The organism is Paenibacillus sp. S-38, from assembly GCF_049942825.1.
GTDB lineage: Bacteria > Bacillota > Bacilli > Paenibacillales > NBRC-103111 > Paenibacillus_G.
In genome coordinates, this window is sequence record NZ_CP187970.1 from 8,001,341 (window position 1) to 8,025,294 (window position 23,954).

The 23,954-nt window shown below is 58.7% G+C and carries 22 protein-coding genes; 5 read left to right on the plus strand and 17 right to left on the minus strand.

What is annotated here, in order from left to right:
• The first annotated feature begins 69 nt into the window (after positions 1-69).
• Entirely contained in the window at positions 70-312 is a 243-nt protein-coding gene (locus ACP26L_RS35050; protein WP_426450205.1) for a zinc ribbon domain-containing protein, read from the plus strand.
• A 129-nt stretch (positions 313-441) separates the two neighbouring features.
• Here ACP26L_RS35050 and ACP26L_RS35055 read toward each other — a convergent pair whose 3' ends face one another.
• From ACP26L_RS35055 to ACP26L_RS35070, 4 genes are all read right to left on the minus strand, one after another.
• Positions 442-906, minus strand: coding sequence for a Dps family protein (locus tag ACP26L_RS35055; RefSeq protein WP_426450206.1), 465 nt, complete (start codon positions 904-906; stop codon positions 442-444).
• A gap of 91 nt (positions 907-997) precedes the next feature.
• Complete coding sequence (locus tag ACP26L_RS35060) at positions 998-1,459, minus strand: Fur family transcriptional regulator (protein ID WP_426450208.1); 462 nt, start codon at positions 1,457-1,459, stop codon at positions 998-1,000.
• A 276-nt stretch (positions 1,460-1,735) separates the two neighbouring features.
• Positions 1,736-2,548, minus strand: coding sequence for a winged helix-turn-helix transcriptional regulator (locus ACP26L_RS35065; RefSeq protein ID WP_426450209.1), 813 nt, complete (start codon positions 2,546-2,548; stop codon positions 1,736-1,738).
• Complete coding sequence (locus ACP26L_RS35070; protein WP_426450210.1) at positions 2,518-2,910, minus strand: Fur family transcriptional regulator; 393 nt, start codon at positions 2,908-2,910, stop codon at positions 2,518-2,520. Before ACP26L_RS35070 ends, ACP26L_RS35065 begins: the two co-directional genes overlap by 31 nt.
• A 98-nt stretch (positions 2,911-3,008) precedes the next feature.
• Between ACP26L_RS35070 and ACP26L_RS35075 the strand changes: the two genes are divergently transcribed.
• Positions 3,009-3,602, plus strand: a complete 594-nt coding sequence (locus ACP26L_RS35075) for a YdeI/OmpD-associated family protein (RefSeq protein WP_426450212.1) — start codon at positions 3,009-3,011, stop codon at positions 3,600-3,602.
• 240 nt (positions 3,603-3,842) lie between these two features.
• Here the strand turns inward: ACP26L_RS35075 and ACP26L_RS35080 are convergent, their stop codons facing one another.
• From ACP26L_RS35080 to ACP26L_RS35120, 9 genes are all read right to left on the minus strand, one after another.
• Positions 3,843-4,055: a transcription initiation factor TFIIIB gene (locus ACP26L_RS35080; protein WP_426450213.1), complete on the minus strand. Its 213-nt coding sequence runs from the start codon at positions 4,053-4,055 to the stop codon at positions 3,843-3,845.
• Between the two features lie 186 nt (positions 4,056-4,241).
• A complete protein-coding gene (locus ACP26L_RS35085) occupies positions 4,242-5,267 on the minus strand; it encodes a dienelactone hydrolase family protein (RefSeq protein ID WP_426450214.1) in 1,026 nt (341 codons plus the stop codon).
• Positions 5,268-5,491: 224 nt separating this feature from the next.
• Positions 5,492-7,012, minus strand: a complete 1,521-nt coding sequence (locus ACP26L_RS35090; protein ID WP_426450215.1) for a glycoside hydrolase family 28 protein — start codon at positions 7,010-7,012, stop codon at positions 5,492-5,494.
• A gap of 20 nt (positions 7,013-7,032) precedes the next feature.
• A complete protein-coding gene (locus tag ACP26L_RS35095) occupies positions 7,033-8,154 on the minus strand; it encodes a glycoside hydrolase family 88/105 protein (RefSeq protein ID WP_426450216.1) in 1,122 nt (373 codons plus the stop codon).
• A 63-nt stretch (positions 8,155-8,217) separates the two neighbouring features.
• On the minus strand, positions 8,218-8,355 hold the full coding sequence (locus ACP26L_RS35100) for a hypothetical protein (protein ID WP_426450217.1): 138 nt from the start codon (positions 8,353-8,355) through the stop codon (positions 8,218-8,220).
• 73 nt (positions 8,356-8,428) lie between these two features.
• The gene (locus tag ACP26L_RS35105; protein WP_426450218.1) at positions 8,429-9,547 is read right to left on the minus strand and encodes a hypothetical protein; all 1,119 of its coding nucleotides are present in this window, start codon (positions 9,545-9,547) and stop codon (positions 8,429-8,431) included.
• Positions 9,548-9,631: 84 nt separating this feature from the next.
• Positions 9,632-11,077 (minus strand): family 43 glycosylhydrolase, encoded by a 1,446-nt coding sequence (locus ACP26L_RS35110; protein WP_426450219.1) that lies wholly within the window; start codon positions 11,075-11,077, stop codon positions 9,632-9,634.
• A 22-nt stretch (positions 11,078-11,099) separates the two neighbouring features.
• Entirely contained in the window at positions 11,100-11,981 is an 882-nt protein-coding gene (locus ACP26L_RS35115) for a carbohydrate ABC transporter permease (RefSeq protein WP_426450220.1), read from the minus strand.
• Positions 11,982-12,010: 29 nt separating this feature from the next.
• Positions 12,011-12,967, minus strand: coding sequence for an ABC transporter permease (locus ACP26L_RS35120; protein WP_426450221.1), 957 nt, complete (start codon positions 12,965-12,967; stop codon positions 12,011-12,013).
• Between the two features lie 658 nt (positions 12,968-13,625).
• On the opposite strand from ACP26L_RS35120, the gene ACP26L_RS35125 reads away from it, so the two are divergent.
• Complete coding sequence (locus tag ACP26L_RS35125) at positions 13,626-15,938, plus strand: helix-turn-helix domain-containing protein (RefSeq protein ID WP_426450222.1); 2,313 nt, start codon at positions 13,626-13,628, stop codon at positions 15,936-15,938.
• A 159-nt stretch (positions 15,939-16,097) separates the two neighbouring features.
• On the opposite strand, the gene ACP26L_RS35130 is transcribed toward ACP26L_RS35125, so the two are convergent.
• The 3 genes from ACP26L_RS35130 to ACP26L_RS35140 all read right to left on the minus strand — a co-directional run bounded on the left by ACP26L_RS35130 (position 16,098) and on the right by ACP26L_RS35140 (position 19,316).
• Positions 16,098-16,715 (minus strand): hypothetical protein, encoded by a 618-nt coding sequence (locus ACP26L_RS35130; RefSeq protein WP_426450223.1) that lies wholly within the window; start codon positions 16,713-16,715, stop codon positions 16,098-16,100.
• Positions 16,716-16,956: 241 nt separating this feature from the next.
• Positions 16,957-18,636 carry a sensor histidine kinase gene (locus tag ACP26L_RS35135; protein ID WP_426450224.1) on the minus strand — a complete coding sequence of 560 codons (1,680 nt, stop codon included), beginning with the start codon at positions 18,634-18,636 and terminating at the stop codon, positions 16,957-16,959.
• Positions 18,633-19,316, minus strand: coding sequence for a response regulator transcription factor (locus ACP26L_RS35140; protein ID WP_426450225.1), 684 nt, complete (start codon positions 19,314-19,316; stop codon positions 18,633-18,635). The genes ACP26L_RS35135 and ACP26L_RS35140 overlap by 4 nt, the downstream gene beginning before the upstream one ends.
• 273 nt (positions 19,317-19,589) lie before the next feature.
• On the opposite strand from ACP26L_RS35140, the gene ACP26L_RS35145 reads away from it, so the two are divergent.
• Positions 19,590-20,318, plus strand: a complete 729-nt coding sequence (locus ACP26L_RS35145) for a helix-turn-helix domain-containing protein (RefSeq protein WP_426450226.1) — start codon at positions 19,590-19,592, stop codon at positions 20,316-20,318.
• A 223-nt stretch (positions 20,319-20,541) separates the two neighbouring features.
• Positions 20,542-21,399 (plus strand): ABC transporter ATP-binding protein, encoded by an 858-nt coding sequence (locus ACP26L_RS35150; protein WP_426450227.1) that lies wholly within the window; start codon positions 20,542-20,544, stop codon positions 21,397-21,399.
• 85 nt (positions 21,400-21,484) lie between these two features.
• Here the strand turns inward: ACP26L_RS35150 and ACP26L_RS35155 are convergent, their stop codons facing one another.
• Positions 21,485-23,686 carry a putative bifunctional diguanylate cyclase/phosphodiesterase gene (locus tag ACP26L_RS35155; RefSeq protein ID WP_426450228.1) on the minus strand — a complete coding sequence of 734 codons (2,202 nt, stop codon included), beginning with the start codon at positions 23,684-23,686 and terminating at the stop codon, positions 21,485-21,487.
• Positions 23,687-23,954 lie beyond the last annotated feature (268 nt).

Consider the following 23,954-nt stretch of genomic DNA (forward strand, 5'->3'; position numbering starts at 1 on the left):
AGGTGGGCTCTCTTCCGGTCCGGAGCCTCTTATGACAGTGCGGTACCCATTCAACGGAGGTGTTCCGGCTTGAAACTGGAAGATGCGATTCATGAGAAGTTCAAATGTGTCAAATGCTCGGGCAATATATGCTACATCAAGGAAGTCGCCATGACCGGTACGGGACTGAGCAAGCTGTTCGACATCCAGAACAACCATTACCTGTTCGTCTCCTGCCAGAACTGCGGCTACGTCGAAGTCTATAATCCCCGCGTGCTGGAGGGCAAATCCAGAGGCCAGCTCGGCACGGTACTCGATCTTCTCTTCGGATAATAGCCTGCCGTCTGCCGGGAGGAACCGCCTAACGGCGGAACCCCGCCCTGCCAAGCACAAAACCCGGCCCCGCCGCCTCATGGACAGCGAAACCGGGTTGTCAGTGGACCTGCCGGAAGTTATGGTCTGTTACCTGCCCAGGAACGCTTCGAGCATCCAGGCGTGCTTCTCCAGGCTCGAATGAATACCGAGGAGCATGTCGCCCGTTGTCTCGTCATCGGCGGCCTCCGCCAGCCTCATCGCTACCTTGAGCTCGCCGGTCAGCGTCCGGAAGTCGTTCACTGTGCTTCGGACCATCTCCTCGGCTGTCTCGCTGCCGGCCGCATCCCGTACGGACGACAGCTCGAGACAGGCGCTCATCGCGGCCACAGGCCGGCCGCCCAGCGACAGCAGGCGCTCAGCCAGCGTATCGATATGCAGGCCGGCTTCGGTATAGAGCTCCTCGAATTTCGTGTGAAGCGTAAAGAACTGCGACCCTTTGACGTACCAGTGGAAATTATAGAATTTCACATACAGCACAAACCAGTTGGCAATCTGTTTGTTGACCGCTTCGTTTAACTGCTCCTTGGCCTGCATTCGTTCCATTGTACTCATGATTTTATTCCTCCTTGGTATGGGAATGACTGAGGGAGTAAGGATGCCGGTTAGCCTGGGGCTGCTCCCCAAGATGCCCGGCCCTTTCCTTTCAAACAGCTCTGGACCGGGCCTGGCCTCCGCTGACCGCGCAGCTTTGGCAGGTGCCCCGGATCTCCATCGTGAAGCTCTCCGGCAGGAAGCCGTTGTCGCCGAGCGCCGCACCCTGCTGGATCGGCGTTGGAGCCGGCCCCAGCCAGTCTTCGATCCGGCCGCAGTCCCCGCACACCAGGTGATGGTGGTGTCCGAGGCGGGTATCGTACCTGGCCACCCCGCTGTTCAGGAGATAAAACTCGCGGACCAGCCCCAGCTCCTTGAGCGTGCGCAGGTTGTTATAAATCGTCGTGATGCTGACCACCTTGGGATAATCGGCATAGATCGCCTTGTGAATTTCCTCAGCGGACGGGTGCGAGAGCTTCTCGAACAAATATTCCAGAATGAGCTGCCGCTGTGCCGTCATGCGGGTGCCCGAGCGCACCATCGCCTGAGAGGCTTCTTTGAGGAGAATCGTCATAACCGCTGCCCTCCTTAGGACTGCCTTCATTAAATTTGAACTTGTTTTTAGACTTAATCTAAATCATAGCTATATCATACCATCCTCCACTGCTTGACGCATGAAGTTCTAGTGAGGATGGCGTGAAGATGAGATGAACGTGTCCGGTCCGGACGGTTCGGCTGCTGCCAGCTAATCCTGCCGGACTGAACAAACAATTAGCAAGAACACCGTACCGAGCCTGCGCCCTGTCCTCAGGGATACAGATTCGGTACGGCTCCTCCACGATGCGGCGGTTTACAAGGAATCATCAGCAAGCCGGTAACCGGCCCCGCGCACGGTCAGAATATACTTCGGCGCAGCGGCGCTGTCCCCCAGCTTCTTGCGAAGACTCTTCATATGGGCATCGACCACGTTGCTTCCCCCGTAGAAATCACTGCTCCAGATGCGGTGAATGAGCTCTTCGCGGGTAAGCACGGCGCCCTCGGCCGCCAAAAGCGCCCGCAGCAGGTCGTACTCCGTCTTCGTCAGCGACAGGGGGATCTGGCCCCGGGTGACACTCATCCGCTTCTCATCCACGACCAGATCCTTGAAGGTCAGGATGCCGGTCTCCCGCTCCCGTCTCGGTCCTCTGACGGCAGTCTGTACCGCTGTCCAGGCTTCCTGCGGAACGGCGAACCAGACTCCCTGCTGCTGGCGCAGCTCCGCCGGGATGCGCGTAAGCTGCTGGCGGTCTCTGACCAGGATGAGCGCCGGAATATCGAGGCCTGTATTGCGCAGCCAAGAGGCCATTCGGGACGTGCTGCCCGCTTCCTCCGAGAGTGTCTCATCCACGATGAGCAGGTCCACCGGGCCCGTTCCGAGCAGGCTTTCATCGGCCTGATGCATCAGGAACAGATCGCAGCAGCCGCGGTACAGCTCCATGATCAGCGGATACAGCCGGTCGGGCGACGGGCTCAGCAGGCCTACCCTGCGCGGGGCGGTGCAGCGGTCTCCGGCCGCCGGCTGGCTGCTGGTCTGCGTCTGCGTTATGCCGCTTCCCGTCCAGCTCTCAAATGCGCCTGCGCGGGAAGGAGCCGTCATGACTTCACTGTTAAACAAGCTGCACACACCCCTTCTAACACCGCATGGGCATGGCTGACGGCATATCCGGTCACCTGCTCCACTTCTTTCACCCACACGGCTGGAATTTCGTTCATGACTTCATCCACCCGGCCGCAGCGCTGGCAGATGATATGATGATGATCTTCGGTCCGCGCATCGTAACGGGAAGCCGTCTCGCCAAGCTTGAGCTCGCGGATCAGACCCATGTCGGTCAGATACCGGAGCGAGTTGTATACCGTACCGTAGGCGAACTGGTCTCCCTTAGCCCGAAGGCGCTCGATGACCTCGGAGGCCGTAGGATGGTCTTCCGACTCCTGCAGCACCTCATACACAGATCTGCGCTGTGTCGTCCAGTTGATTTTGGCCATGGATTCGTCATTCCTTGTCTGTATCAATTTAGACTTAGTATAAATTTAATGGGGCCAAAAGTCAAGATATACAATACGATTCGAAGGAGAATGGACCTATGCATCCTCTCTTTTTCGCCTCACCCGCCGGGTTCCATTCCTGGCTGGAGCTTCATCACGAGGAGGCAGACGAGCTGTGGGTCGGGTATTATAAAAAAGGAACCGGCCGCCCCAGCATGACCTGGCCTGAATCCGTGGACGAAGCCCTCAGCTTCGGCTGGATTGACAGCATCCGCAAGCGTATCGATGAGCAAAGCTATGCCATCCGCTTTACCCCGCGGCGGCCGGGGAGCATCTGGAGCTCCGTGAACATCGCCCGTGTCGCAGAGCTGACCGCACAGGGACGCATGCGCCCCGCCGGACTGAAGGCCTTCGAAGCACGCTCGCAGGCGAGGTCCTCTGTCTACGCCTATGAGCAGAAGGAGACCGCCGAGCTGACAGCAGAATATGTGGCGATCTTCCGTTCCCGTCCGGATGCCTGGGCGTTCTTTCAAGCCCAGCCGCCAGGCTACCGCAAGTCGGCAGTCTGGTGGGTGCTCTCCGCCAAGAAAGAAGAGACGCAGCAGCGGCGCCTCGCCCAGCTCATAGAGGATTCGGCGGCGGGACGCAGGATCCCTCAGCTGACCTGGGAGAAGAGGCGGCCGGATTCTTGAAGAGATACGCCGGCCCGGGAGCGGGGCATGCCGGGATAGAGACATGCCAAGGGCCGATGATATGTTAAAGTCTGCCGTACGTTAAGGTCTGCTGATATGTTAAAGCCTGCTGACATGCCCACTATCCGATGATGTCCAGAGTCCGGTTACCATGCCAAAAAAGCAGCAGACCGCCCGGAAGGCAGCTGCTGCTTGGTTAGGATAACAAGCCCTGGAAGGATGGATGCCGGCTTCCACCGGCTATACCTTCACGGAAGTACGCTTGAACCGCTGAGGCTGGCTGACATAGCTTTGTATGATCACGCCGCAGTCGGTACAGAAGACGTGGACGATCGGGGAACCCGGTTTCAGCGGCTTCCCTCGGTGGCCCATCTGTGAATATCCCGCCTGCTCTCCCTCTGCCAGCTCCGTGCCTCCACAGGCCGGACAGGCCATGCCTTCTACGATTGCCATGTTCTTTCCCCCTCTCTGCCGAATCGGCCTGCTGCGCGGAAAACCCCGGACCTGCAGAACGTGTGCTGCTTGCTGTTCGGGGCGTGGCGGCCTCGGCCCTTCTTGAACGCTTACATTCGGCAGCTGCCCGGACGCGGGCTCAGGCCCCCGCACGCCTCTTTCCGCCAAGCAAGCCCCCTCGTTCCGCTAGGCTTTAAGACGGGATGCGATCCAGTCGAAGGAGCGGCGTCCGCAGATTTCATGCTTGCCCTCGAAGACATCAAGACCGATGGACTCCCCGGCCCCCAGCGATTGGTACAGCTCCGTGAGCCGGCTGTAGACCTCCTTGACCTGTTCGACAGGGAATAGGTGATCTTCCGTTCCCGCCTCAAGATAAAGCTCCCTCGGAGCGATCAGGGCCAGCAAATCCGGCATCTCCGCTTCCGTCAGAACGCCTGGAATGTAGTTGTCGAGGCAGTGGCGGCGTGCCAGTATGCTCGTCTTGTACGTATTGCTGTAGCCTGTGATGACCGTCGCTCTCATCCGGTCATCAAGCGCCGCGGAGAGCGAGGCGACCATCCCCCCGCCCGAGAAGCCGAAGCAGCCGATCCGCTGCACGTCCACATCGTCCCGGGAGAGCAGGTAATCCGCTGCACGGCGGGCTTCCCACGCCCGCAGACCGGCAATGGTGCGGCCGGCCAGGAGCAGCGCGGCCCCGATCGGGAAACAGGAGTTCGAGCCCGGCTCTCCATCCGCTTCGTCGCGGATGCGCCGATCGCCGAAGCCGACGATCTCCGGCACGAGCACGATGAGCCCCCGCCGCGCCAGCTCCACTGCGAAGTTCCGGTGAATGCCCGGCGGGCCCGGATTCGGCGTGCCGTCCGGGAGCAGCCCGACCGCTTCCCGGCTGCCGTAGCCATGACCGTGCCAGGCCAATACCGCCGGCCGGCGTCCGGTACGCTCCTTCGGCAGCAGCAGGTAGGCCGGAACCCGAAGCCCTTCCGCCGTGGAGTATTCGATCCGCTGCCGCGTAATGCCGTCAGCCCACTCCTCGCTCTCAAGGAGCTTCGGCTGCAGCGGTGCCTCCTCCTCTTCGAATCGGCCCAGCAAGTCCTGCAGGCGGCCCCGCAGACGCTCACGCTCCGCTGCGGACAGTCCCCCGGAGGCGGCTTCCTTCCTCTTTTCTTCCAGCCTGCGGTAGAGTCTTTCCAAATAGTCATCCGGATGCCACATGAATCGCTTCCTCCTCATCGGTCATAACGTCACCCGCTGCCGCCATACGCCGCGGTGCTCTCCAGCCTGCCTGCGGTGCGGCTTTCGGGATGAGATAAACGGCTTCGCCGTCCTTTATGGACGGGCGCGTTTATTAATAATATAAATGACAGGATCGAGCTCAGGCGAGATATAAATTCTTATCGTTCAAAAAAAGGCCCGCCCGTCAGCCGGGCGGCCCCTCATTACTTCGCGGCGGCCGGGGCGGCTTTAGCCAGATAAGGGGCCTGCCCCTTCTCCTCCCGGAAGCCGGATACTTCCACTTCGTCGGTGTTCTTCACCGTGATAACCGGCGTATCCGCATGACGCTTCTTCATACGCAGCCCGTCAATCTCGATCTCCCGGCTGTCCTCAAGCAGCAGCGCCGGTCCCTGCCGGGTCTCCACCCGTACGTGATGGAGCTCGAGGCCTTGGACGTGACGGCACAGAATGCCGTCGCCGGCCATGATCCGCTCTTCACGCACCATGTCGGGCTCCCCTCCCTCTTCGGCCGGGTCTAGGGTCATCTCGAAGGTCACGTGGCGCAGCGCCACATCCTCGATCGGCATCTCCGGCAGGCCGTAGATGAATCCGGCCGCTGCCCGCGCGTTCTTCGCCGTCACATCGCTGATCTGGATGTGGCGGATGACCGGCGTGCCTTCGGTGACCGGCACGGCCTCAGGGCTCGTCAGCAGCGGGTTGCTCTCGTCAATACCGTGCTTGTAGAAGGCGTTGATCGCCAGCGGGCACAGCACATCTTCCATATAGATGTTGCTGATCCGCACGTTCTCCACACCGCCGCCCCGGGCCCGGTTCGTCTTGATCCGGATGCCCCGGTCGGTACCGATGAAGATGCAGTTGGAGATCGTCACGTTGCGGATGCCGCCCGCCGTCTCGCTGCCGAGCACTACGCCGCCGTGGCCGTGCAGCATCGTGCAGTTCGTGACGGCCACATTCTCCGTCGGCCGGCCGACCCGGCGTCCGTCCTCGTCGATGCCGGACTTCAGGCAGAGGCAGTCATCCCCTACGTCGAAGTGGCAGTCGGAGATCCGCACATTGGAGCAGGAGTCCACATCCAGGCCGTCCCCGTTCGGTGTCGTCGACGGGTTCTTGAATTTGACGCCGCGCAGGGACACATCCTCGCAGTAGACGAGATGCGTATTCCAGAACGGTGAGTTCTGCAGGGTGATGCCCTCCAGCACCACCTCTTCGCAGTGCATGAGTTGCAGGAGCGGCGGACGCAGGAACTGGGTCTGCCACTCGACGATGTTGCTTTTCACCGTATCGGTCAGCACCCGGTTGAGCTCCACGAGCTTCGGCAGGTGCTCGGACTCCGGTGCCGCGCCGCCGGCACGGATGACGCGGTAAGCGTCCCACCAGGCTTGGCCTTGGCCCTCGATCACGCCTTCGCCCTTGATCGCCACCTGCTTCAGCCCATTACCGTAGATCAGCGGGGAGTAGCCCCACATCTCGTAGCCGGACCAGCGGGTCTGCACCGGAGGATACGCGTCGAATCGCGGTGTGAAGCGCAGCACCGAGCCCGCTTCCAGCTGCAGGGTGATATGGCTCTTCAGCACAATCGGTCCCGTTACATAATCGCCGGCCGGCACGTAGACCGTCCCGCCTCCGCCTGCCGAGCAGGCTTCAATCGCCGCTGCAATGGCCGACGTGTTATCCTGCAGGCCGTCACCCTGTGCGCCGTAGCTTCTAATATCATGAATGGCCATTGATTTCGTCCTGCTCCTCTCTATTCCTGCGGACCCTGCAGCTTCTGCATCTCGGCGCACGCCAGAATGAAGGCGCCGACGCCGTGCAGATCATTCTCGCTGACAGGCCGTGTCACGTAGTTGGTGTAATCACCGGCCGACGTGCCGATGCAGATCTCCGGCACGACCAGACCGAACTCATCCGTACGGGTGCGCCGGATCAAGCCTTCGTAGCCCCGCTCGGCCGCTGCCCGGCACTCTTCGCCTGCGGCTCCGTGGCGGATCGCCTTGGCGATCGTGTAGACGAACAGCGAAGTGCAGGAGGTCTCGAGCCAGTTGTCCGCTTCCGCGCCCTTGTCGACAACCTGATACCACAGGCCGGTCGCCTCGTCCTGATAACGGACCAGCGCTTCCACGAACGGCCGCAGCGCCGCCTTCACCACTTCCCTGCCCGGATGCTCCGGCGGAAGCTCATCGAGGAAATCGGCGAGCGCCATTCCGTACCAGCCGAGGGACCGTCCCCAGAATTCCGGTGAACATCCCGTCACTTTATCCGCCCAGGGGAAGTTCCGGCTCTCGTCCCACGCATGGAACAGCAGCCCGGTCCGCTCATCGGTCATGTGCTTGCGCATCAGGCTCTCCTGGTAGAGAACCATGTCGAAGAGGTCCGCTTCACCGAAGTACCGCGCATACTGCATGGCGAAGACGCCGCCCATATACAGGCCGTCCAGCCACATCTGGTACGGGTACTTGTCCTTATGCCAGAATCCGCCCTCCGAGGTGCGATTCAGGGTATGGAACATGCCGCGCAGCTTGGCCGCGGCGATCCGGTAGCGCTCCTCGCCGAACTCCGCATGCAGCGGGAAGAGCAGCAGTCCCGGCATCATCGCGTCGAGCTCGTCACGGGCAAACTTGAAATTGCCGTATTCGTCGACCAGTTTGTCGACATACTCCCTAGCATAGCCCAGGTAAGCCTCATGACCCGTGGCTTCCCATACCTTCAGCATGCCGTACAAGAAGATCCCCTGATGATAGTGCCAGCGGCCCTCCGGCGGCAGCTGCTCCGGCCGGTATTTGGCCATCAGCGCATCACAGGACGCCTGAGCCCAGTCGATCGGGCTCTTCAGTGCAGCAGCGGTGGCATTCGATTCGATTCCATTCATGAATGGGATACCCCTTCCCTTCGATTTTCAATCCCGATGCTCAGCTCCATCTGTACCTCGGCCCTACGATCCGGCAGCCGAGACCCGTACCGGAGGGTCGGTTAACCGGGCGATCCACAGCTGCGAAGCCATGACGGCCACCAGCACCCACGGGATCCACACCTGCGCCTGCGAACCGGAGAACATCATGAAGATCCGCACGCCCAGCGCGCTCCTGCCTGGGAGAGGCCCCCGCTGCCGGCGACCCCGCTGCTTTGCGCCTTGTCCATGATCTTTACCGTACAGCCCCATATTTCGCGAAGAGTCCCTGCGGCAGATCGAGCGGCTGCACCGGCAGGCCGGCCAGCTCATAGCAGAGCCAGCGAATCAGAATGGCCTGTGTCCCCGCGTTCATGTCGCCCTCTGCGAGCCCGAGTCCCAGGTGGACTGCCTTCGGCATATCCGGATAAAACTCGTTCGCCTTCACCTGTGCGACATTCGGTGCGGTCGGTGAATGCCCGAGCTCGCGGGAGAAGCCCCCGTCCGCCTGCTTCAGCCGCTTCATATTGGCAAGCGTAATCTCGGTAATCTCCCGCATTTCTTCCGGCGGGATCGCCAGCTTCATCGAGTGAAGCAGATTAATCGGGTTGCGGATATAGCACATGTCGAACGCCTCTTCCGTCCGCAGGCAGTGGAGAATACTGGCATACATCTCCCTCACTCTCGGCATCGGCACCCCGAACCGGTTGTAGAACGTATGCAGCTTGAACGTGCCGGAGATCCGCACATAGAGCGAACCTTCCCCCCACAATCCCGTTTCCTTGTCTTGAATCCGCTCAAAGAAACCGAAGGCCTCCTGCAGATACGGCACCCGCTCCGTCTCGCCCATCTGGAAGATATACGGCGCCGAGTTGCAGAGCCGGTCACAGCCGCGCCAGGAGTTGACAAGCTCAATGCTCTCGAGCCAGCGGGCATACGATTGGGGCGACGCCATATAATCAGGCGCGGCCGTTGAACGGCCCGGCAGCGGGTAGAGCGGCTCGGCACCGAGCTTCGACAGCGCGTGCAAACTGTACCCGATCGCGCGGCCGACCATTACTTCATCTTCCTTCATGTTCGGATTCGCATCGTAGAAATAGCCTGACGGGTCCTGCTTGCTCTGGTAGAACCGGATGGCGGCGGCTTTCAGCGCCGGATCCCAGTCTTCCAGAAGGCCTACCCGTTCCATAATATTGATCGCCTGGGAGGTGGATTCGATATCCGGCGTGAACTTGCCGCTCTCCTTGGAACTGCGGGCATAGAAGAAGCCTCCCGCAGCCGGGTCATACTGCTCCCCCAGCCACTCGAAGAATCCCTCGAACTGGCCGTCCATTTCCATCAAGAGCTGGGTTGTTTCCTCGCGTGCAGTCTTCATCTTCGTTTGTTCCCCTTCCCATAGGCTCTGGTATGTAAATCCGATGTGCGCTGCAAGCCGGCGCCCCGTAAAGGAGCACCCGTCTTAAAGCGGTTTGTAAACAAAATCGGTAAACGTGACGTTCCCTTCCCCCGCCGCGTCCAGACCGATACGGAGGCTGAGGAAGCCGCCCAAGGTGTTGTGATGAAGACCGGAGGCTTCCACCACCTTGTCATACTTGCGCCAAGCTGTACCGTCCGGGCTGAAATAGAAGGATACGGTGTTCTCACGGTTGCGGATCTTGAGATAGACGGAGGACTCCCCGCAGGGCATCGCCCCGTAGTTCTTGAACGACCGGAAGTGGCGCACGCCCCTGGACGAAGCACCGATCCCGAGGTAATGGGCGTCGTTATAGTAGAGCATGAGCCGGCCTTCCGCATCGCCCTGCGCCGTAACCTTCACCTGCACCTCGTAGCTCTCATGACCGGCCATGTACAGCAGCGGTGAGCCTTCGGTCCGGCCGTCACCCGACAGCCCTTCGGCTCCGGGATGGAACCGCTTCTGCGGCAGATGCCCGCTGCACTGCCAGAGCAGCCCGAGCTCCCCACCGCGCAGCCCATCCTCGGCCGGCCAGCCGTGAGGCCCTGCCGCCCCCGGCGGCTTGGCGATAGAGAGGTGGGAAGCGATGCCCGGCTGGATCGTGAACCAGCCGTCCGGCGTCCACTCCACCGGTTCCAGCATCGTCACCCGGCCCAGGGTATGCAGTCCCTTCTCATAGGCGTGATAGACCATCCACCAGCCGCCCTCAGGCGTATCGACCAGGGTGCCGTGCCCCTTCGACCACCAGCGGTCCTTCTTGGAGGCCGCACGGACGATGGGGTTATAGGGCGAATGCTCCCAAGGGCCGAAGGGCGATACGGCGCGGGACGAGACGACCATATGGCCCGTCGCCGGACCGGCCGTGCCGCCCACGGCCACGGTCAGGTAATAATAACCGTCACGGTACGTGATCTTGGGTCCCTCGAGCGAGTAAGCCTCGACCTCCCACTCCTCCGGGTATTTCCATCCGTCATATACGTGCTGCGGTTCTCCGATGACCGACAGCCCGTCATCCGCCAGGCGAACCAGCTCCCCGCCTGACATGACGAGATACCGCTCCCCTTCCGGCGTCACCAGATGCCCCGGGTCTATCCCCTTGATCTTCAAGTCGATAGGCCTGCTCCAAGGTCCTTCAGGCGTAGGAGCCGTGATGACCCAGTTCGTCCGGTTCGCCGGGAAATAGATATAGAACAAACCATTGTAGTAGATGAACTCCGGCGCCCACACATCCCCGACATTCTCGTGCAGGGCGGCACCGATCGGATTCCAGTGAATGAGATCCTTCGAATGCCAGATGATCAGGCCCGGCAGCGCGTGATACGACGTATGCGTCATATAATAATCGGTGCCGACCCGCACAATCGACGGGTCGGCATAGTTGCCGCGGAGCACGGGATTGAGATACATCCCATTCCCGAGATCCGCGGAGAGTGATTTGGTTATAACGTTCATAAGTCAGACAGCCTCCCAGCCATTAACCTTTGATCGAACCGAGCAGGGCACCTTTGGCGAAGTGCTTCTGGAGGAACGGATAGACCAGCAGGATCGGGAGTGTGGCAACCACGATAACCGCCATCTTAACCGTCTGCTCTGGAGGAGCGGTGAATCCGTCACCGAGATCCGAAGTGTCCGCGCTCATACCGCTGGCCAGGATGACGATCTGGCGCAGAATGACCTGCACCGGCCACTTGGTGGAATCGTTGAGATACAGAATTGCCTGCTGATACGTGTTCCAGTAAGTAACCGCGTAGAACAGGGAGATCGTTGCAATTGCCGCCATGGAGAGCGGAATCACGATGCGGAACAGGATACCCCAATCGCTGCAGCCGTCGATCTTCGCGGACTCTTCGAGTCCGTCCGGCAGGTTCTGGAAGAAGTTGCGCATGATGATCAGGTTGAAGGCGTTAATCGCACCAGGGATGATCAGCGACGCGTAAGTGTCGATCAGGCCCATTTCTTTGACCACGAGGAACGTCGGAATCATCCCGCCGCTGAACAGCATCGTGAAGACGACCATGAACATAATTGGACCGCGGCCGTCCAGATCGCGCCGGGCGAGACCGTAAGCCATCAGAGAGGTCAGGAACATACTGACGAAGGTACCGACCGCCGTTACCAGGATGGAGACGCCCATGGCCTTGAACAGCGTGTTCGTCGAAAGAATGTAGCGGTAGGCATCAAGTGAGAAGACCGTCGGGATCAGGACGAACTGCTTCTCCGCAAGCTCCTGCACCGTAGTGAAAGAGCCTGCGATGACATGGACGAAGGGCAGTACGGTGATCAGGCCGATCAGGGCCAGCAGCGTATAGTTGACGGCATCGAACAAGCGGCTGCCGAAGGATTTATCTTGATTCATAGAGGTGTCTCCTCCGTTCTCTCATAATTTTAGTAGATACCGTCTTCGCCGGCTTTCTTGGCGAGCCAGTTCGCCGCCATGACCAGCATAAGGCCGACAACCGACTTGAAGAATCCGATGGCGGTCGAGAAGCTGTATTGTCCCTGCTTCAGACCTGCGGTGTACACGTACGTATCGAAAATCTCAGCCACTTCACGGTTCATCGAGTTCAGGAGCAGGTAGATATGCTCGAAGCCGAGTTCCAGAACGTCCCCGATTTTCAGAATCAGAAGAGTCATGATGACGCTGCGTACGGACGGAAGCGTAATATGCCAGATTTGGCGGAACCGGCCGGCGCCGTCCATACGGGCGGCTTCGTACAGGCCCGGGTCGATCGCTGCCATGGCTGCAAGATAGATAATGGTTCCCCATCCGGCTTCACGCCAGATGACCTGCAGAATGTACATCGGACGGAACCAGTCGTTGCTCATGAGGAAGTTTATTTTCTCAAAGCCCATCATCACTAGAATTTCATTGATGAGACCGCGGTCCATCGAGAGCATAACGAACGTGATCGAGACGATGATAACCCAGGACATGAAGTGGGGAACATACACAAGGGTCTGCACCCATTTCTTGAACATGGCATGACGCACTTCATTAAGCATCAGCGCGATGATGATCGGCACCGGGAAGTAGAACAGCAGGTTCATCCCGAAGAGCAGCAGCGTGTTGCGCAGAATCGTGAAGAACATATCTTCCGTGAAGAGCCGCTCGAAGTGCTCGAAGCCTACAAAGGGGCTCCCTGTAATGCCGAGATACGGCTTATAATCCTGGAAGGCGATGATCAGGCCCCACATCGGGACATACTTGAAGATAAGGAAGAACAGAAGTCCCGGCAAAATCATGAGGTAAATGGCGCGGTTCTTGAGCATGCGTTTGAAAAGTCCGGATTCGTTGCCCCGCTTCTTGGCGATGGCGCTTGACTTGGCTGCAACTTGATTCATGACTCGCACTCCTCTCCTGGTAGTAGGAAAGCCTCCTTGGATCCTGAAGGGAACCGGCATGTCCTACGGTCTCTAGGGTTGAATTTTTTATTTTTCTCTTGAACTGCTGTACGAAGCGCTGTTCTCTTCGATGATCTGCCCGCCGTCTTCATGTCTTACTCTGAGAAAACCGGCTTCGTCGATCGAGTCCAAGGTGGATTCGAATGTGGCGCCTTGATGCCTTCAGCTGAATACCCTTCCCCGTATCCGCCCCTCGGTAATCATCAGAGCGTGGGGGTCGTTGATCCGGTTCGAACGGTAGGATAAGAGGCTAATCTCTCAATACCAGAGCAGATGGTTCATATCGAAATGTCGACCTCCCAGTCAGGATCGTATTCGCGATCGTGGTTTCTGGCTGCTCCCCCGGGATACTGCGGGTTTGCCGTTGTCTTGCACTCAGCATATAATGGGGATTGGCGGTACGTACATAATCCTGCGATTGGGAGCTGCGGCACCCTAGGGAGAAGGCCTTCCCAGGCAGGGGATCCCCCCTTGTTTGCAGGCGGAACCAATCAAATGATTATTTTGCCGCAAATGATTATTGCAAGCTCTTCGCAGTTATCCCTACAATGGTTACTTGAGAAACTGTCTTGTACCCGACGGAGAAGGAGGACGACACTTGAGCAAGTACAGTTGGTACACCAAGATGATTTTGTTCGGATGCCTGCTGAGCATCCTCCCCGTACTCGCACTCGGCTTCTTCTCTTACCTGAAATCCGCCGAATCGATCCAAAGCCAAGTGAACCTCGGCAACATTCAGATCATGAAGCAGACGAACGGCAACGTGGAGCAGGTGCTGAAGCGCCTCGATCAGAACCTGAACAATATCAGCAACTCGACGCTGATGCAGGATGCCCTGTACAGCCCCCTGGATTATTACAACTTTCAGATCTATAACAACCTGCGGCGTGAGATGAGCCTGTTGCAGTCCATCGATACGCAGGTGACCGATATCGTATTAATGAACTCGGCCAACGGGTGGGTCATCAACAACTCCGGTTTGTTCTCCCTCGACAATTACCCGGCCAAGGACAAGCTGCTCGAATATCAGAAGCTTCCGCTGAATTCCACCTGGGTGCTGCACGAGAGCGGCATTCTCGGTGAGACGATGCCGGGCCGCTGTGCCTACACGCTGTCCCAGGTCCGCAAGCTCCCGCTCCTCAGCTCGGAGAAGCGCGGCGTCGTGTATGCCTCGATCCCTGCCTGTTCCCTGGCTTCCATGATCAAGGACGACACCGAGAAACAGGAGGTCATGATCTTCGACAAAGACTTCCGGATCATGGTGCATCCGGACGAAACGCTGATCGGCAAACGCTTACCCGAAATCGGTTACATGCATGAGCAGGATCTGGCCCGCTTCACGGAGGAAAAAGTCGGCCAATTCGAGGCCGATCTTCCGGACGGACGGGCTTCGGTTACGTACGTGCGATCGGATTTCAACGGCTGGATCTACGCTTCTTTCACGGAGATCAGCGCCATTACCGAAGAGGCCCGCTCGATCGGCTGGTTTACGCTCGTCGTCTGTCTTGTGCTGGCCGGCATGTCCGTAGGCGTCGTATGGCTGGGCTCCCGGCGCATGTATACGCCGATCCGGGGTATCGTGCGTGCGATCTCCGACAAGCTTCCGGATCCGGCCTTGAAGAAACAGAATGAATTCCAGCTGATTCATGAGCATATCCAGGACATGTTCCGGTCGAATACAAGCTTAAAGCATGAGCTTCACCAGAATACCCAGCAGGTACGCACCTTCTTTCTCACCCGCTGGTACCAAGGCAACGTCAAGCAGGGTGAGCTTGAAGACAAGATGGCCCTCTACGGCTATGCCCCGGCTATCGCCGCGTGGGAGCATCTGGCCGTCCTGACACTGCAGGTCGACCGGCTGGAGCAGACCCGCTATGACGCCAAGGATCTGGATCTGCTGCTGTTCGCGGCCAACAATATTATTGAGGATCTGATTCCTTCGCAAAACCGCCTGACCCCCGTGATTGTGGATCAGACCCAGGTCACGCTGGTCGGCCAAGGGAACATGACACCGGAGGAGTTCAACGCTTATTTGTATCAAGTTACAGAATCCATCCAGACACATATCCGGTCCTTCCTGGACCTCGTCGTGTCCATCGGGATTTCCCTGCCCTTCCGCACCTTGTCCAAGGCGCCGCGGGCCTATCATGAGGGGATGGAAGCTCTGAAGCACCGGCTCAAGCTGGGCGAAGGGGTGATCATCCACTATGCCAACGTGAACTCCGGCAAGCATACGCTGATTTCCCCGTTCCCTCAGCAGGTGGAGAACGAGCTGATCGATTCCATCAAGCTGGCCGATGAGGAACGCGCAGATGAACTGCTCAAGCAATGGATGGGTGAAGTGTTCCACAAGGAGCGTTCTCCGCAGGAGTACCAAACCACCCTCATCCGCCTGCTGAACCATCTTATGGGCGTCATGCAGGAATCGGGCATTGCACTTAACGTCATTCAGCCGGAGGACGGTTCCCTGTATGAGGAGCTGCTCGAGCTATATGTGCCGAAGGATATCGAGAAGTGGTTCCGCAAGCGAATCATCGTGCCGATGGTCGGCGTGTTCCGGGATCGCAGCGACTCGCAGTTCCGAAGCTTGTCCGAAGAGATTATCGATCTGATCCACCAGCATTTCGACACGGACTTGACCCTGGAGGAGTGCGCGGCCAAGCTGCATTACAATGCGTCTTACCTCAGCAGCGTGTTCAAGAAGGAGACGAACCTGTCGTTCAGTGATTACCTGACGACTTACCGGTTCCAAATGGCGAAGCAATGGCTGGTCGAAACCGATATGCCGATCAAGGATATCGCGCAGAAGCTCGGCTATAACAACCCGCAGAACTTTATCCGTTCCTTCCGCAAGCTGGAGGATATGACGCCCGGCCAATATCGGACCAAATATGCGGGCAAAGAAGGGTAGCTGATCTGAAGGAAGTGCAGCCCAGTCGAATCCTGGTGTCGTATTTTCCCGGGAAATAACCAGAATGCCCCATATTGAAGAAGCTCGAATAGGGCAAAAAAGCGGACCTCCGAAAGGGAGATCCGCTTTTACTATTTGTGGGTGTACACAAACCCTTATTTAATTGGTTTCGCCTGTCTGCCCGGCTTCACGTGCCGCACGCTCCTGCTCCATTTGGGCCTTCAGCTCATCCACGGTGATGCCCTTCTCCGCGGCACGCTTCTCCAGCTTCGCCTGACGCTCCTGCTCCATCTGCGCTTTCAGCTCGTCGACTGTGATGCCTTTCTCCGCTGCCAGCTCGGCCAGCTTCGTTTCGCGCTCCTGGTCCATCTGCGCCTTCAGCTCGTCCACCGTAATACCCTTCTCCGCAGCGAGGGCTTCCAGGTCCACCCTACCGTGGCCACCGCGTGGGCCGCCTTCGCCGCGCTCCTGCTCCATCTGTGCTTTCAGCTCGTCGACTGTGATGCCTTTCTCCGCTGCCAGCTCGGTCAGCTTCGCTTCACGCTCTTGTTCCATCTGTGACTTCAGCTCGTCCACCGTGATTCCCTTCTCCGCTGCCAGAGCTTCAAGGTTCTTGCCGCCGCGGTCTTTCTTGAACGTCATCGACTTCACTACCGCCTGGCTGCCGGCATCCGCTGCCGTGGTTGCTGCTTCTGCGGCAAATGCCGAGCCCATGGCTCCGATCGCGAATACGGCACCCAGTGTTGTCGCGATTACTTTCTTATTGAAGTTTTTCATGTGTATTTCCTCCTGTAAGTGAAAGTTGTTTTTTAAATTTTCATTATCGATGTTTTTGTTTGTTGTCCTTGCTGCCTTACAAGAACTATCTTACTCTCCCAATCTGAATCCTTCCTGAGCGCCCGCTTTGGGTTTCCTGAATTCCAAATTCCATGAGACTCTCTCCGTACCCGATATCAACAAAAAAACGGCACCCGCGCACACCTGCTCCGTGCGTCGGATACCGTTTCTTCCTGCTGCTTCAGCTGATTTCGCTCGGAAGGGTCAGGGCCTGCCTCGGCAGAGTCACCTGGAACGTGCTGCCTTCCCCTTCCACGCTGCTTACCCCAATCGTACCGCCATGCGCATCTACGATCGATTTCGTGATGGCGAGGCCCAAGCCCGCTCCGCCGTACTTGCGGGTACGGGAGGAATCACTGCGGTAGAACCGGTCGAACAGGTGCGGCAGATGAGCCGCCCCAATCCCCGGCCCGTTATCCTGCACCAGCAGCTGAACCCCGTCCTTCGAGGGACCTGCAGCAACCTTGATCCGCCCCTGCTCCGCATCCGTATGCTGCACGGCATTGTGGAAGAGATTCAGAATAACCTGCTTGATCTTATCAGCATCGTAGGCACACCGGGTATCTGCCTCTAGCTGCAGATCCAGCTGCCGGCTGCCTGCCAGCAGCCGCAGCTGTGGCTCCATCTCACGGATAACGCCTTCCAGGCTGCCCTCCTTGAGCTCGATATGCGGTGTGCGGTCCAGCTTGGCCAGCTGAAGCAGGTCGTTGACCAGCTTGTTCATCCGCGCCGACTCCCCGTGCATACTCTTCAGTGCCTTTTCCAGCTGCTCGGGATGATGGGCGGCGCCGCGGAGCAGCACCTCAAGGAAGCCGTGAATCGACGTCAGCGGTGTCCGCAGTTCATGGGAAGCATCTGCGACGAAACGGCGCATGCCTTCCTTGAGCTCCTTCTCCGCCTCAAACGAAGTCTCGAGGCGCTTCAGCATCCCGTTGAACGATTCGGCCAGTCGGTCAATCTCATGCTGTCCCTGGAACGCGGGGAAGCGGGTGGCGAGATTCCCCGCATCAATCTGCTCCACCGTGCTTACCATATTGTTTAGCGGTACCAGCGTGCGTCGCAGCACCGGAAGAAAGCCGAGCAGACCGACCGCCATCGCCAGCACCGACAGCAGCAGGAAAGTGAGGAGCTGGCGGATGAGCACATCCTTCATTGCTCCGGTCGGTGTACTGATCTGAACCAAGGTCTCCGAGCGGCCCGGACCCGCAGGGACAGCCTGCACGACGACCAGCTGCTCCACTCCTGCGCTGTCGGGCAGGATCCAATACTTGGTGCCCAGCCCCTTATGGATCAGTGCTTCAGAATAAACCTGCTGATCGAGCTTCGGAGGCTCTGCGCTGCCCGGCCAGTTGGTCAGCACCGTGAATTGGCCCTGCGCGTCAATATGGGCAATGGCCGAATCGGGGAATACCCAAGGCTGCCGCCTGCCGCCTCCCCCTTGAGGGAAGCTGCCCGATCCCCCGCTGCCCTGCCCGACGTTTCCTTCTTGAACACCGCTCTGCCCTGTACCGCCCTGTCCGTTCCCGCCTGAAACGCCTCCGGCTCCCGGGGCACCCGATGGACTGCCGCTTCCTCCCTCACTGCCTGTCTGACTCGCGCCCTGTCCGGCATTCCCCTGCTGGGGACGGTCCTGAACCGGCATGTCCCCCTGCTGCATGAATTCGCGCGGAATGGACATCACCTGGCGCTGCATCGTCTCCGCCTTATTCCGGTAGATGAAGTTCTTCATCACCACATACTGGAACAGACCGATCAAGGTCAGCAGCACCGCCAAAATGAGCAGGGAACGCGAGAGGAGCTGGATACGGAGGGAACCGCGCTCGGGAACCAAACTTCGTCTCATGTTCCCCGCCCTCCTCATGACAGATCCAGCCTGTAGCCCGCGCCGCGGAGCGTACGGATCAGGGTATGTTCTTTATCCTGGAGCTTCTCCCGCAGTGACCGGATATACACCTCTACGATATTCTCTTCTCCCCCGAAGTCGTAGCCCCAGACCTTGTCCAGAATCATGGACTTGCTGAGCACGAGCCCATGATTGGTCACCAGAAACTTCAGAAGCTCGTATTCGGTCGGCGACAGCTCCAGCAGCCGTTCGTTCAGCCGGATCTCCTTGCGGCGGTCATCCATCCGAAAGGGCCCTTTCACAACCTCCCCGAACAAGTGCGGGAACTGGTTGCGGACTCTGGCCTGGATGCGTGCGAGCAGTTCTTCGAAGCTGAACGGCTTCACCATATAATCGTCTGCCCCGAGATTCAGTCCCTTCACCCGGTCGTCCACCTCATCCTTGGCCGTCAGCATAATGACGGCGATGTGCTCCGTCTTCTTCAGCATCCGGCATACCTCAAAGCCGTCCATCCCCGGCATCATCACATCCAGAATCGCGATGTGCGGCTGAAACTCCTTGGCTGCCGTAATGGCGGTCATCCCGTCCGGGGCCGTTCTTACTTCGAAGCCTTCGTTAAGCAGTCCAAGTTCAAGAAACTGCAGAATATTCGGTTCATCATCCACCAGCATGACGCGAATGCCTTTTAATTGTCCCATGGCTGTCAGACCACCTCTTCATTTCCTTATGGATATAGTATCGCAGTTCTGGCTGAATTGTTGCTGAATGCCTCCTGAGAAAGCCATGAAAAACCCGCCTTATCCCTTCATTGTACCAGTATGCCGGCTTGTACCAAAAGGACAAGCTCCAGCCTGGAGAAGCGAATACAGGCCGGCAGGGAATAAAAAGCGCGCCGGAGAAGCAACCTGTGGGTAGCCACATGGCTCATCCATGCATGTAGAGTGAGGTTCCCTATGCAGCTGTATGATCTGTTGACCCCAGAAGAAATCCAGGCTCTGGTCCAGCCCCCGATCGACGGGATCCAGCCGCTGGCGGCCCCGCCGCCAGGCTTTCAGGGCAGCGGACAGAGCATCCGTTCCATCCGGGAACGCAGAGGCTGGAGCTGTGCGGAGGCCGCCTCCCGGACGGCCCTCCCGTCGGATCTGCTGAGAGCCTGGGAGCAGGGAGAAGCAGCCCCCACCTTAACCCAGCTGCTGCAGCTGGCCGAAGGGCTCAGCGTATCCGTGGACGAGCTGCTGCTCGGCAACCCGCAGCAGTCCGGCCAAGCTCGTGCACCGGGCAGGCTGCCCCAAGGCATGAACTCCCTGGCCGACCGGCTGACCTATCTGCGGACCGCCCGGCGCTTATCCAGATCCGATGCCGCGGCCGAGATGGGATTCTCTTATTCGGAGCTCACCTCTTATGAGAACGGCTACCGGCTCCCCGAGCTTAAGGCCTTCCTGGGGCTGGTACAGTTTTATAACGTCTCGGCCCATCTGCTGCTGACCGGCACGTCCCCGGCTCCCGCCCCCCAGGAGGCTTGTCCCCAGGTGGGCTCAACCTCCGGAGCGGATCTGTCCCGGCTGCTGGAGGAGCCTCTGTTCTATAACGGAATCCCCCTCGGTCCGCATATCAAACAAAGGCTGGCCGACCTGCTGCAGGGCTATGAAATGGCCATAAGGCACGGCAGCGGTGCAGGTGTGCAGCCGGAAAACCCTTAGGCTGACCGAAGCGGAAATCTACCTCCCGCCGATACCGTTCCATCCATTTTAGTATCGTTCCTATGGAAGAGGGGGCCATCGGCCCCTATTTTTATGCCCTCCCCTTGAATTCGCTCCCTGCCGTGTTATAATCAAATCTAATGATAATGATTATCGTTCTTATAATCATACCTATCAACAGAGCGGCTGCGGTTCCGCATTCTCAGGCTGGGAGGACATATCCTTGGAACGCTTGTATACGGAAGGACTCACCATTGCATACGGGGAGTATCCCATAGTAGATAATTTGAATTTACCTGTGCCCCAGGGCCGCATTACGGCACTTGTCGGAGCCAACGGATCGGGCAAATCGACGATTCTCAAGACCATGGCACGGATCATGAAGCCCCAGAAGGGCGGCGTCTTCCTGGATGGAAAGTCGATCCACGGACAGTCCACCAAGGAGGTGGCCAAACAGCTTGCCATCCTTCCCCAGAATCCTGTCGCCCCTGACGGGCTGACCGTCTCCGAGCTTGTAACGTACGGCCGCTTCCCGCACCAGAAGGGCTTCGGCTCCCTTACGGCCGAGGACCGCGACATGGTCCGGCGGGCGATCGAGCTTACCGGAATGGCCGAATTCCACGACCGTCCCGTCGACCAGTTGTCGGGCGGCCAGCGCCAGCGGGCGTGGATCGCCATGGCACTCGCGCAGGGAACGGACATTTTGTTCCTGGACGAACCGACGACCTTCCTCGACATGGCCCACCAGCTCGAGGTCCTGAAGCTTCTCGAGAAGCTCAATGCCGAGGAGCACCGTACCATCGTCATGGTGGTGCACGATCTCAATCATGCTTCGAGGTATGCCCAGCATATGGTGGCGATCAAGCGTGGGCGTGTGGTCAGCAGCGGCCCGCCGGCCGAAGTGATGACGCAGGAGGTACTGCGGGAAGTGTTCGGCATCGAAGCCGACCTGATTCCTGACCCCCGCACCGGCGTACCGCTCTGCCTGCCCTTCGAGCTCGCCCATGCTTTCGCGGCAGCAGCCGCCGGGTCCAGCGTGCCCCGGCCGGCTGAGGAGCGCGAGAAGGCTCTGGCGAGATAGTGTGAGCATCACGCCGCCCAAACACTGCCTGCACAAAAACGTCCGGATCCAATCCCCGGACGTTTTCGTGTTCAAGTGTGCATTTTTACCGTTGTGATTCCCGTCTGGCCTTCAGCCAGGCGAGAAGCTCCTCCTCCGGCAGCGGGCGGCTGTAATAATAGCCCTGTACCGCATCGCAGCCCAGCTCCCTAAGGACCTCTACCTGCTCGGCCGTCTCCACCCCTTCGGCCACCACCCGCTGATTCAGGCTGTGGGCCATAATAATCATCGCCTTCACGATATGCCGGGTGTGCGAGGCGGTCACGATATCATCAATCATCGACTTATCAAGCTTGAAAATGTGAAAGGGCAGCGTCTGAATCACAGAGAACGTAGAGTAGCCTGTCCCGAAGTCATCCATGGCCAGCCGGATCCCCCTTCCGGCAATCTCGGTGAAGAGGTGCAGCTGATGCTCTTCCTCCGTGATCGTGACGCTTTCGGTCATTTCCAGCTGAAGATGCTTAGGCGGGAAGCCGGTCTCCGCCAGAATGGAATCCACGTGCTCCAGATAACCACGCCCCGCGAGCTCCCGGTTCGATACATTGATGGAAATGGACCACTCCCCCTTCCCCTCATGAGGCTCCAGACGGGTGATGCCGTCCGATAATTCCATCCATGCCCGGCCGGCCCGGCAGGCCTCCTCCAAGACCCAACGGCCGAGATGCACGATCGCCCCATTCTCTTCGGCGATTCGGATGAACTCTCCCGGCGGCCGGACGGTCCCGTCCTTCTCAACCCAGCGGATCAGTGCCTCCACTCCGCATACCTCTCCGCTCCCTAGATCGATTTGAGGCTGATAATACAGGACGAAGCGCTCTTCTTTCATCGCCTCGGCCATCTGCAGCTCCAGGGAATGCGCCGCCTCCTGGGCTTCCTTCAACTTGCCGGTAAACAGGGCATACCGGCCGCGGCCGCCCTTCTTCGCATCGTACATAGCCATATCGGCATACTGCAGGAGCTGTTCCGAGTTCGTGCCGTACGCCGGTGAGAGACACACCCCGATGCTTGCAGACACCGTCAAGCTTTCCCCTTCATATTCGAACGGCTCCTGGAAGCCGCGCAGAATATCCTCGCAGAGCTGTACGGTCTCCTCTTCGCTCCCCCGAAAAAGCAGTGCAAATTCATCGCCGCCGAGGCGGCAGATCAGTTCCGCACGCATGGCCCTTTGCTGCAGCAGACCGCCGACATGCCGGAGCAGCAGATCGCCGACATGGTGGCCCTTCGTATCGTTCACATGCTTGAACCGGTCCAGATCCATAAGCAGCAGAGCCGCTGAAGGCTCCTGTCCCCCCTCTACCAGCTCCAGCAGCTCCGGCAGCGTCTCCTGAAGGCGGCGGCGGTTGCCCAGTCCCGTCAGCGGGTCATGGTATGCCATAAAGGTGATCCGTTCCTCCGCCTGAATGCTTTCCGTCATGTCACGGATCAGCAAATATTCATACGGTTCCCCGCCGGAGACAATGCCCTCCCGTTCGATTTGTACGATACGTGCGGCAAGCCCGGGATCGGGGGGAACCGTAACCCGGATCTCTGTTCTGGCTCCCGTATTCCGCATTCTGCCCTCGTAGGGCAGGAGCAGGTCTGCAAACTGCGCCTTAAGCAGAGAAATCGTCGGCACACCGAACAGCGTCTGGGCCGCCGGATTCGCATCAATGACCCGCTCCTGGCGGTCGGTTAGCAGAATGGCAATCGGCGAGCGGTCATACAAGATTTTGTACCTGCGCTCAATCGACGGAAGAAATTCATACCGGGTCATCGCGTAACGGATCAGGAAGGCGAACAGGATGAGACCGAATGTGCTCGGCTCCGGATAACTGAAGGCTGCAGTGAAATAGAGCTTGTGATTGAAATAAGCAACTCCGATACAGAGCACGCCCCCCAGGAGATAAGCCAGCAGGATAAAACGCACCTGCCTGCGCTTCTGCAGCATATTCTCCGACCGGCCTACAAACTTCATTCCCTTGTACAGGAACCACGAGCAAGCCGTCAGCGTATAAAGCGCAGCCGACAAGATTAACAAAAACACCGGCATACTTGGCTGGGCGTCCCTCCATATCCCTCTCGCCGTAAAGTGGACGTACACGTAAGGGGAAGGGATCACCAAGACCAACGCGCAGAGCATCGGCCAGTAGCTTAGCACCGCCACGCGGGCTCGAGACCACTGATCAAAGCAGCCGCTGACACGAATCGTCAGGTGCAGGCCGAAGGACATGATGAATAAAGCCGGGATCAGCTTAAACCAAAGGATCATTTCCTCAGCATGCTCCTCAGGAAACACACTGGTCAGGAAGCCGGAAGCAAACAGGACCATAATGGAAAAAAACAAATAAGATGAAAGCCTGTTAAGCAGCGCATGCGCACGAAGCCGAATCTCTACTGCTATGTAGAAGAAATAGGCGATCGGGATCAAATGGCACAGTAGGGACAGAAGAAATACCAAAGCTGACAATAGAACGCACCTCCCTGCATCCCAACGTACAAAATCCCCGAGAAGCCCTGCAGCGCTCTGTATACGGTAC

What these genes read in the sequence shown, in the direction of transcription:
- ACP26L_RS35055 (WP_426450206.1), bottom strand. Translation starts at nt 906, where the DNA reads ATGAGTACAATGGAACGAATGCAGGCCAAGGAGCAGTTAAACGAAGCG.
- ACP26L_RS35060 (WP_426450208.1), bottom strand. Translation starts at nt 1,459, where the DNA reads ATGACGATTCTCCTCAAAGAAGCCTCTCAGGCGATGGTGCGCTCGGGC.
- ACP26L_RS35070 (WP_426450210.1), bottom strand. Translation starts at nt 2,910, where the DNA reads ATGGCCAAAATCAACTGGACGACACAGCGCAGATCTGTGTATGAGGTG.
- ACP26L_RS35075 (WP_426450212.1), top strand. Translation starts at nt 3,009, where the DNA reads ATGCATCCTCTCTTTTTCGCCTCACCCGCCGGGTTCCATTCCTGGCTG.
- ACP26L_RS35080 (WP_426450213.1), bottom strand. Translation starts at nt 4,055, where the DNA reads ATGGCAATCGTAGAAGGCATGGCCTGTCCGGCCTGTGGAGGCACGGAG.
- ACP26L_RS35085 (WP_426450214.1), bottom strand. Translation starts at nt 5,267, where the DNA reads ATGTGGCATCCGGATGACTATTTGGAAAGACTCTACCGCAGGCTGGAA.
- ACP26L_RS35090 (WP_426450215.1), bottom strand. Translation starts at nt 7,012, where the DNA reads ATGGCCATTCATGATATTAGAAGCTACGGCGCACAGGGTGACGGCCTG.
- ACP26L_RS35095 (WP_426450216.1), bottom strand. Translation starts at nt 8,154, where the DNA reads ATGAATGGAATCGAATCGAATGCCACCGCTGCTGCACTGAAGAGCCCG.
- ACP26L_RS35105 (WP_426450218.1), bottom strand. Translation starts at nt 9,547, where the DNA reads ATGAAGACTGCACGCGAGGAAACAACCCAGCTCTTGATGGAAATGGAC.
- ACP26L_RS35110 (WP_426450219.1), bottom strand. Translation starts at nt 11,077, where the DNA reads ATGAACGTTATAACCAAATCACTCTCCGCGGATCTCGGGAATGGGATG.
- ACP26L_RS35115 (WP_426450220.1), bottom strand. Translation starts at nt 11,981, where the DNA reads ATGAATCAAGATAAATCCTTCGGCAGCCGCTTGTTCGATGCCGTCAAC.
- ACP26L_RS35120 (WP_426450221.1), bottom strand. Translation starts at nt 12,967, where the DNA reads ATGAATCAAGTTGCAGCCAAGTCAAGCGCCATCGCCAAGAAGCGGGGC.
- ACP26L_RS35130 (WP_426450223.1), bottom strand. Translation starts at nt 16,715, where the DNA reads ATGAAAAACTTCAATAAGAAAGTAATCGCGACAACACTGGGTGCCGTA.
- ACP26L_RS35135 (WP_426450224.1), bottom strand. Translation starts at nt 18,636, where the DNA reads ATGAGGAGGGCGGGGAACATGAGACGAAGTTTGGTTCCCGAGCGCGGT.
- ACP26L_RS35140 (WP_426450225.1), bottom strand. Translation starts at nt 19,316, where the DNA reads ATGGGACAATTAAAAGGCATTCGCGTCATGCTGGTGGATGATGAACCG.
- ACP26L_RS35155 (WP_426450228.1), bottom strand. Translation starts at nt 23,686, where the DNA reads ATGATCCTTTGGTTTAAGCTGATCCCGGCTTTATTCATCATGTCCTTC.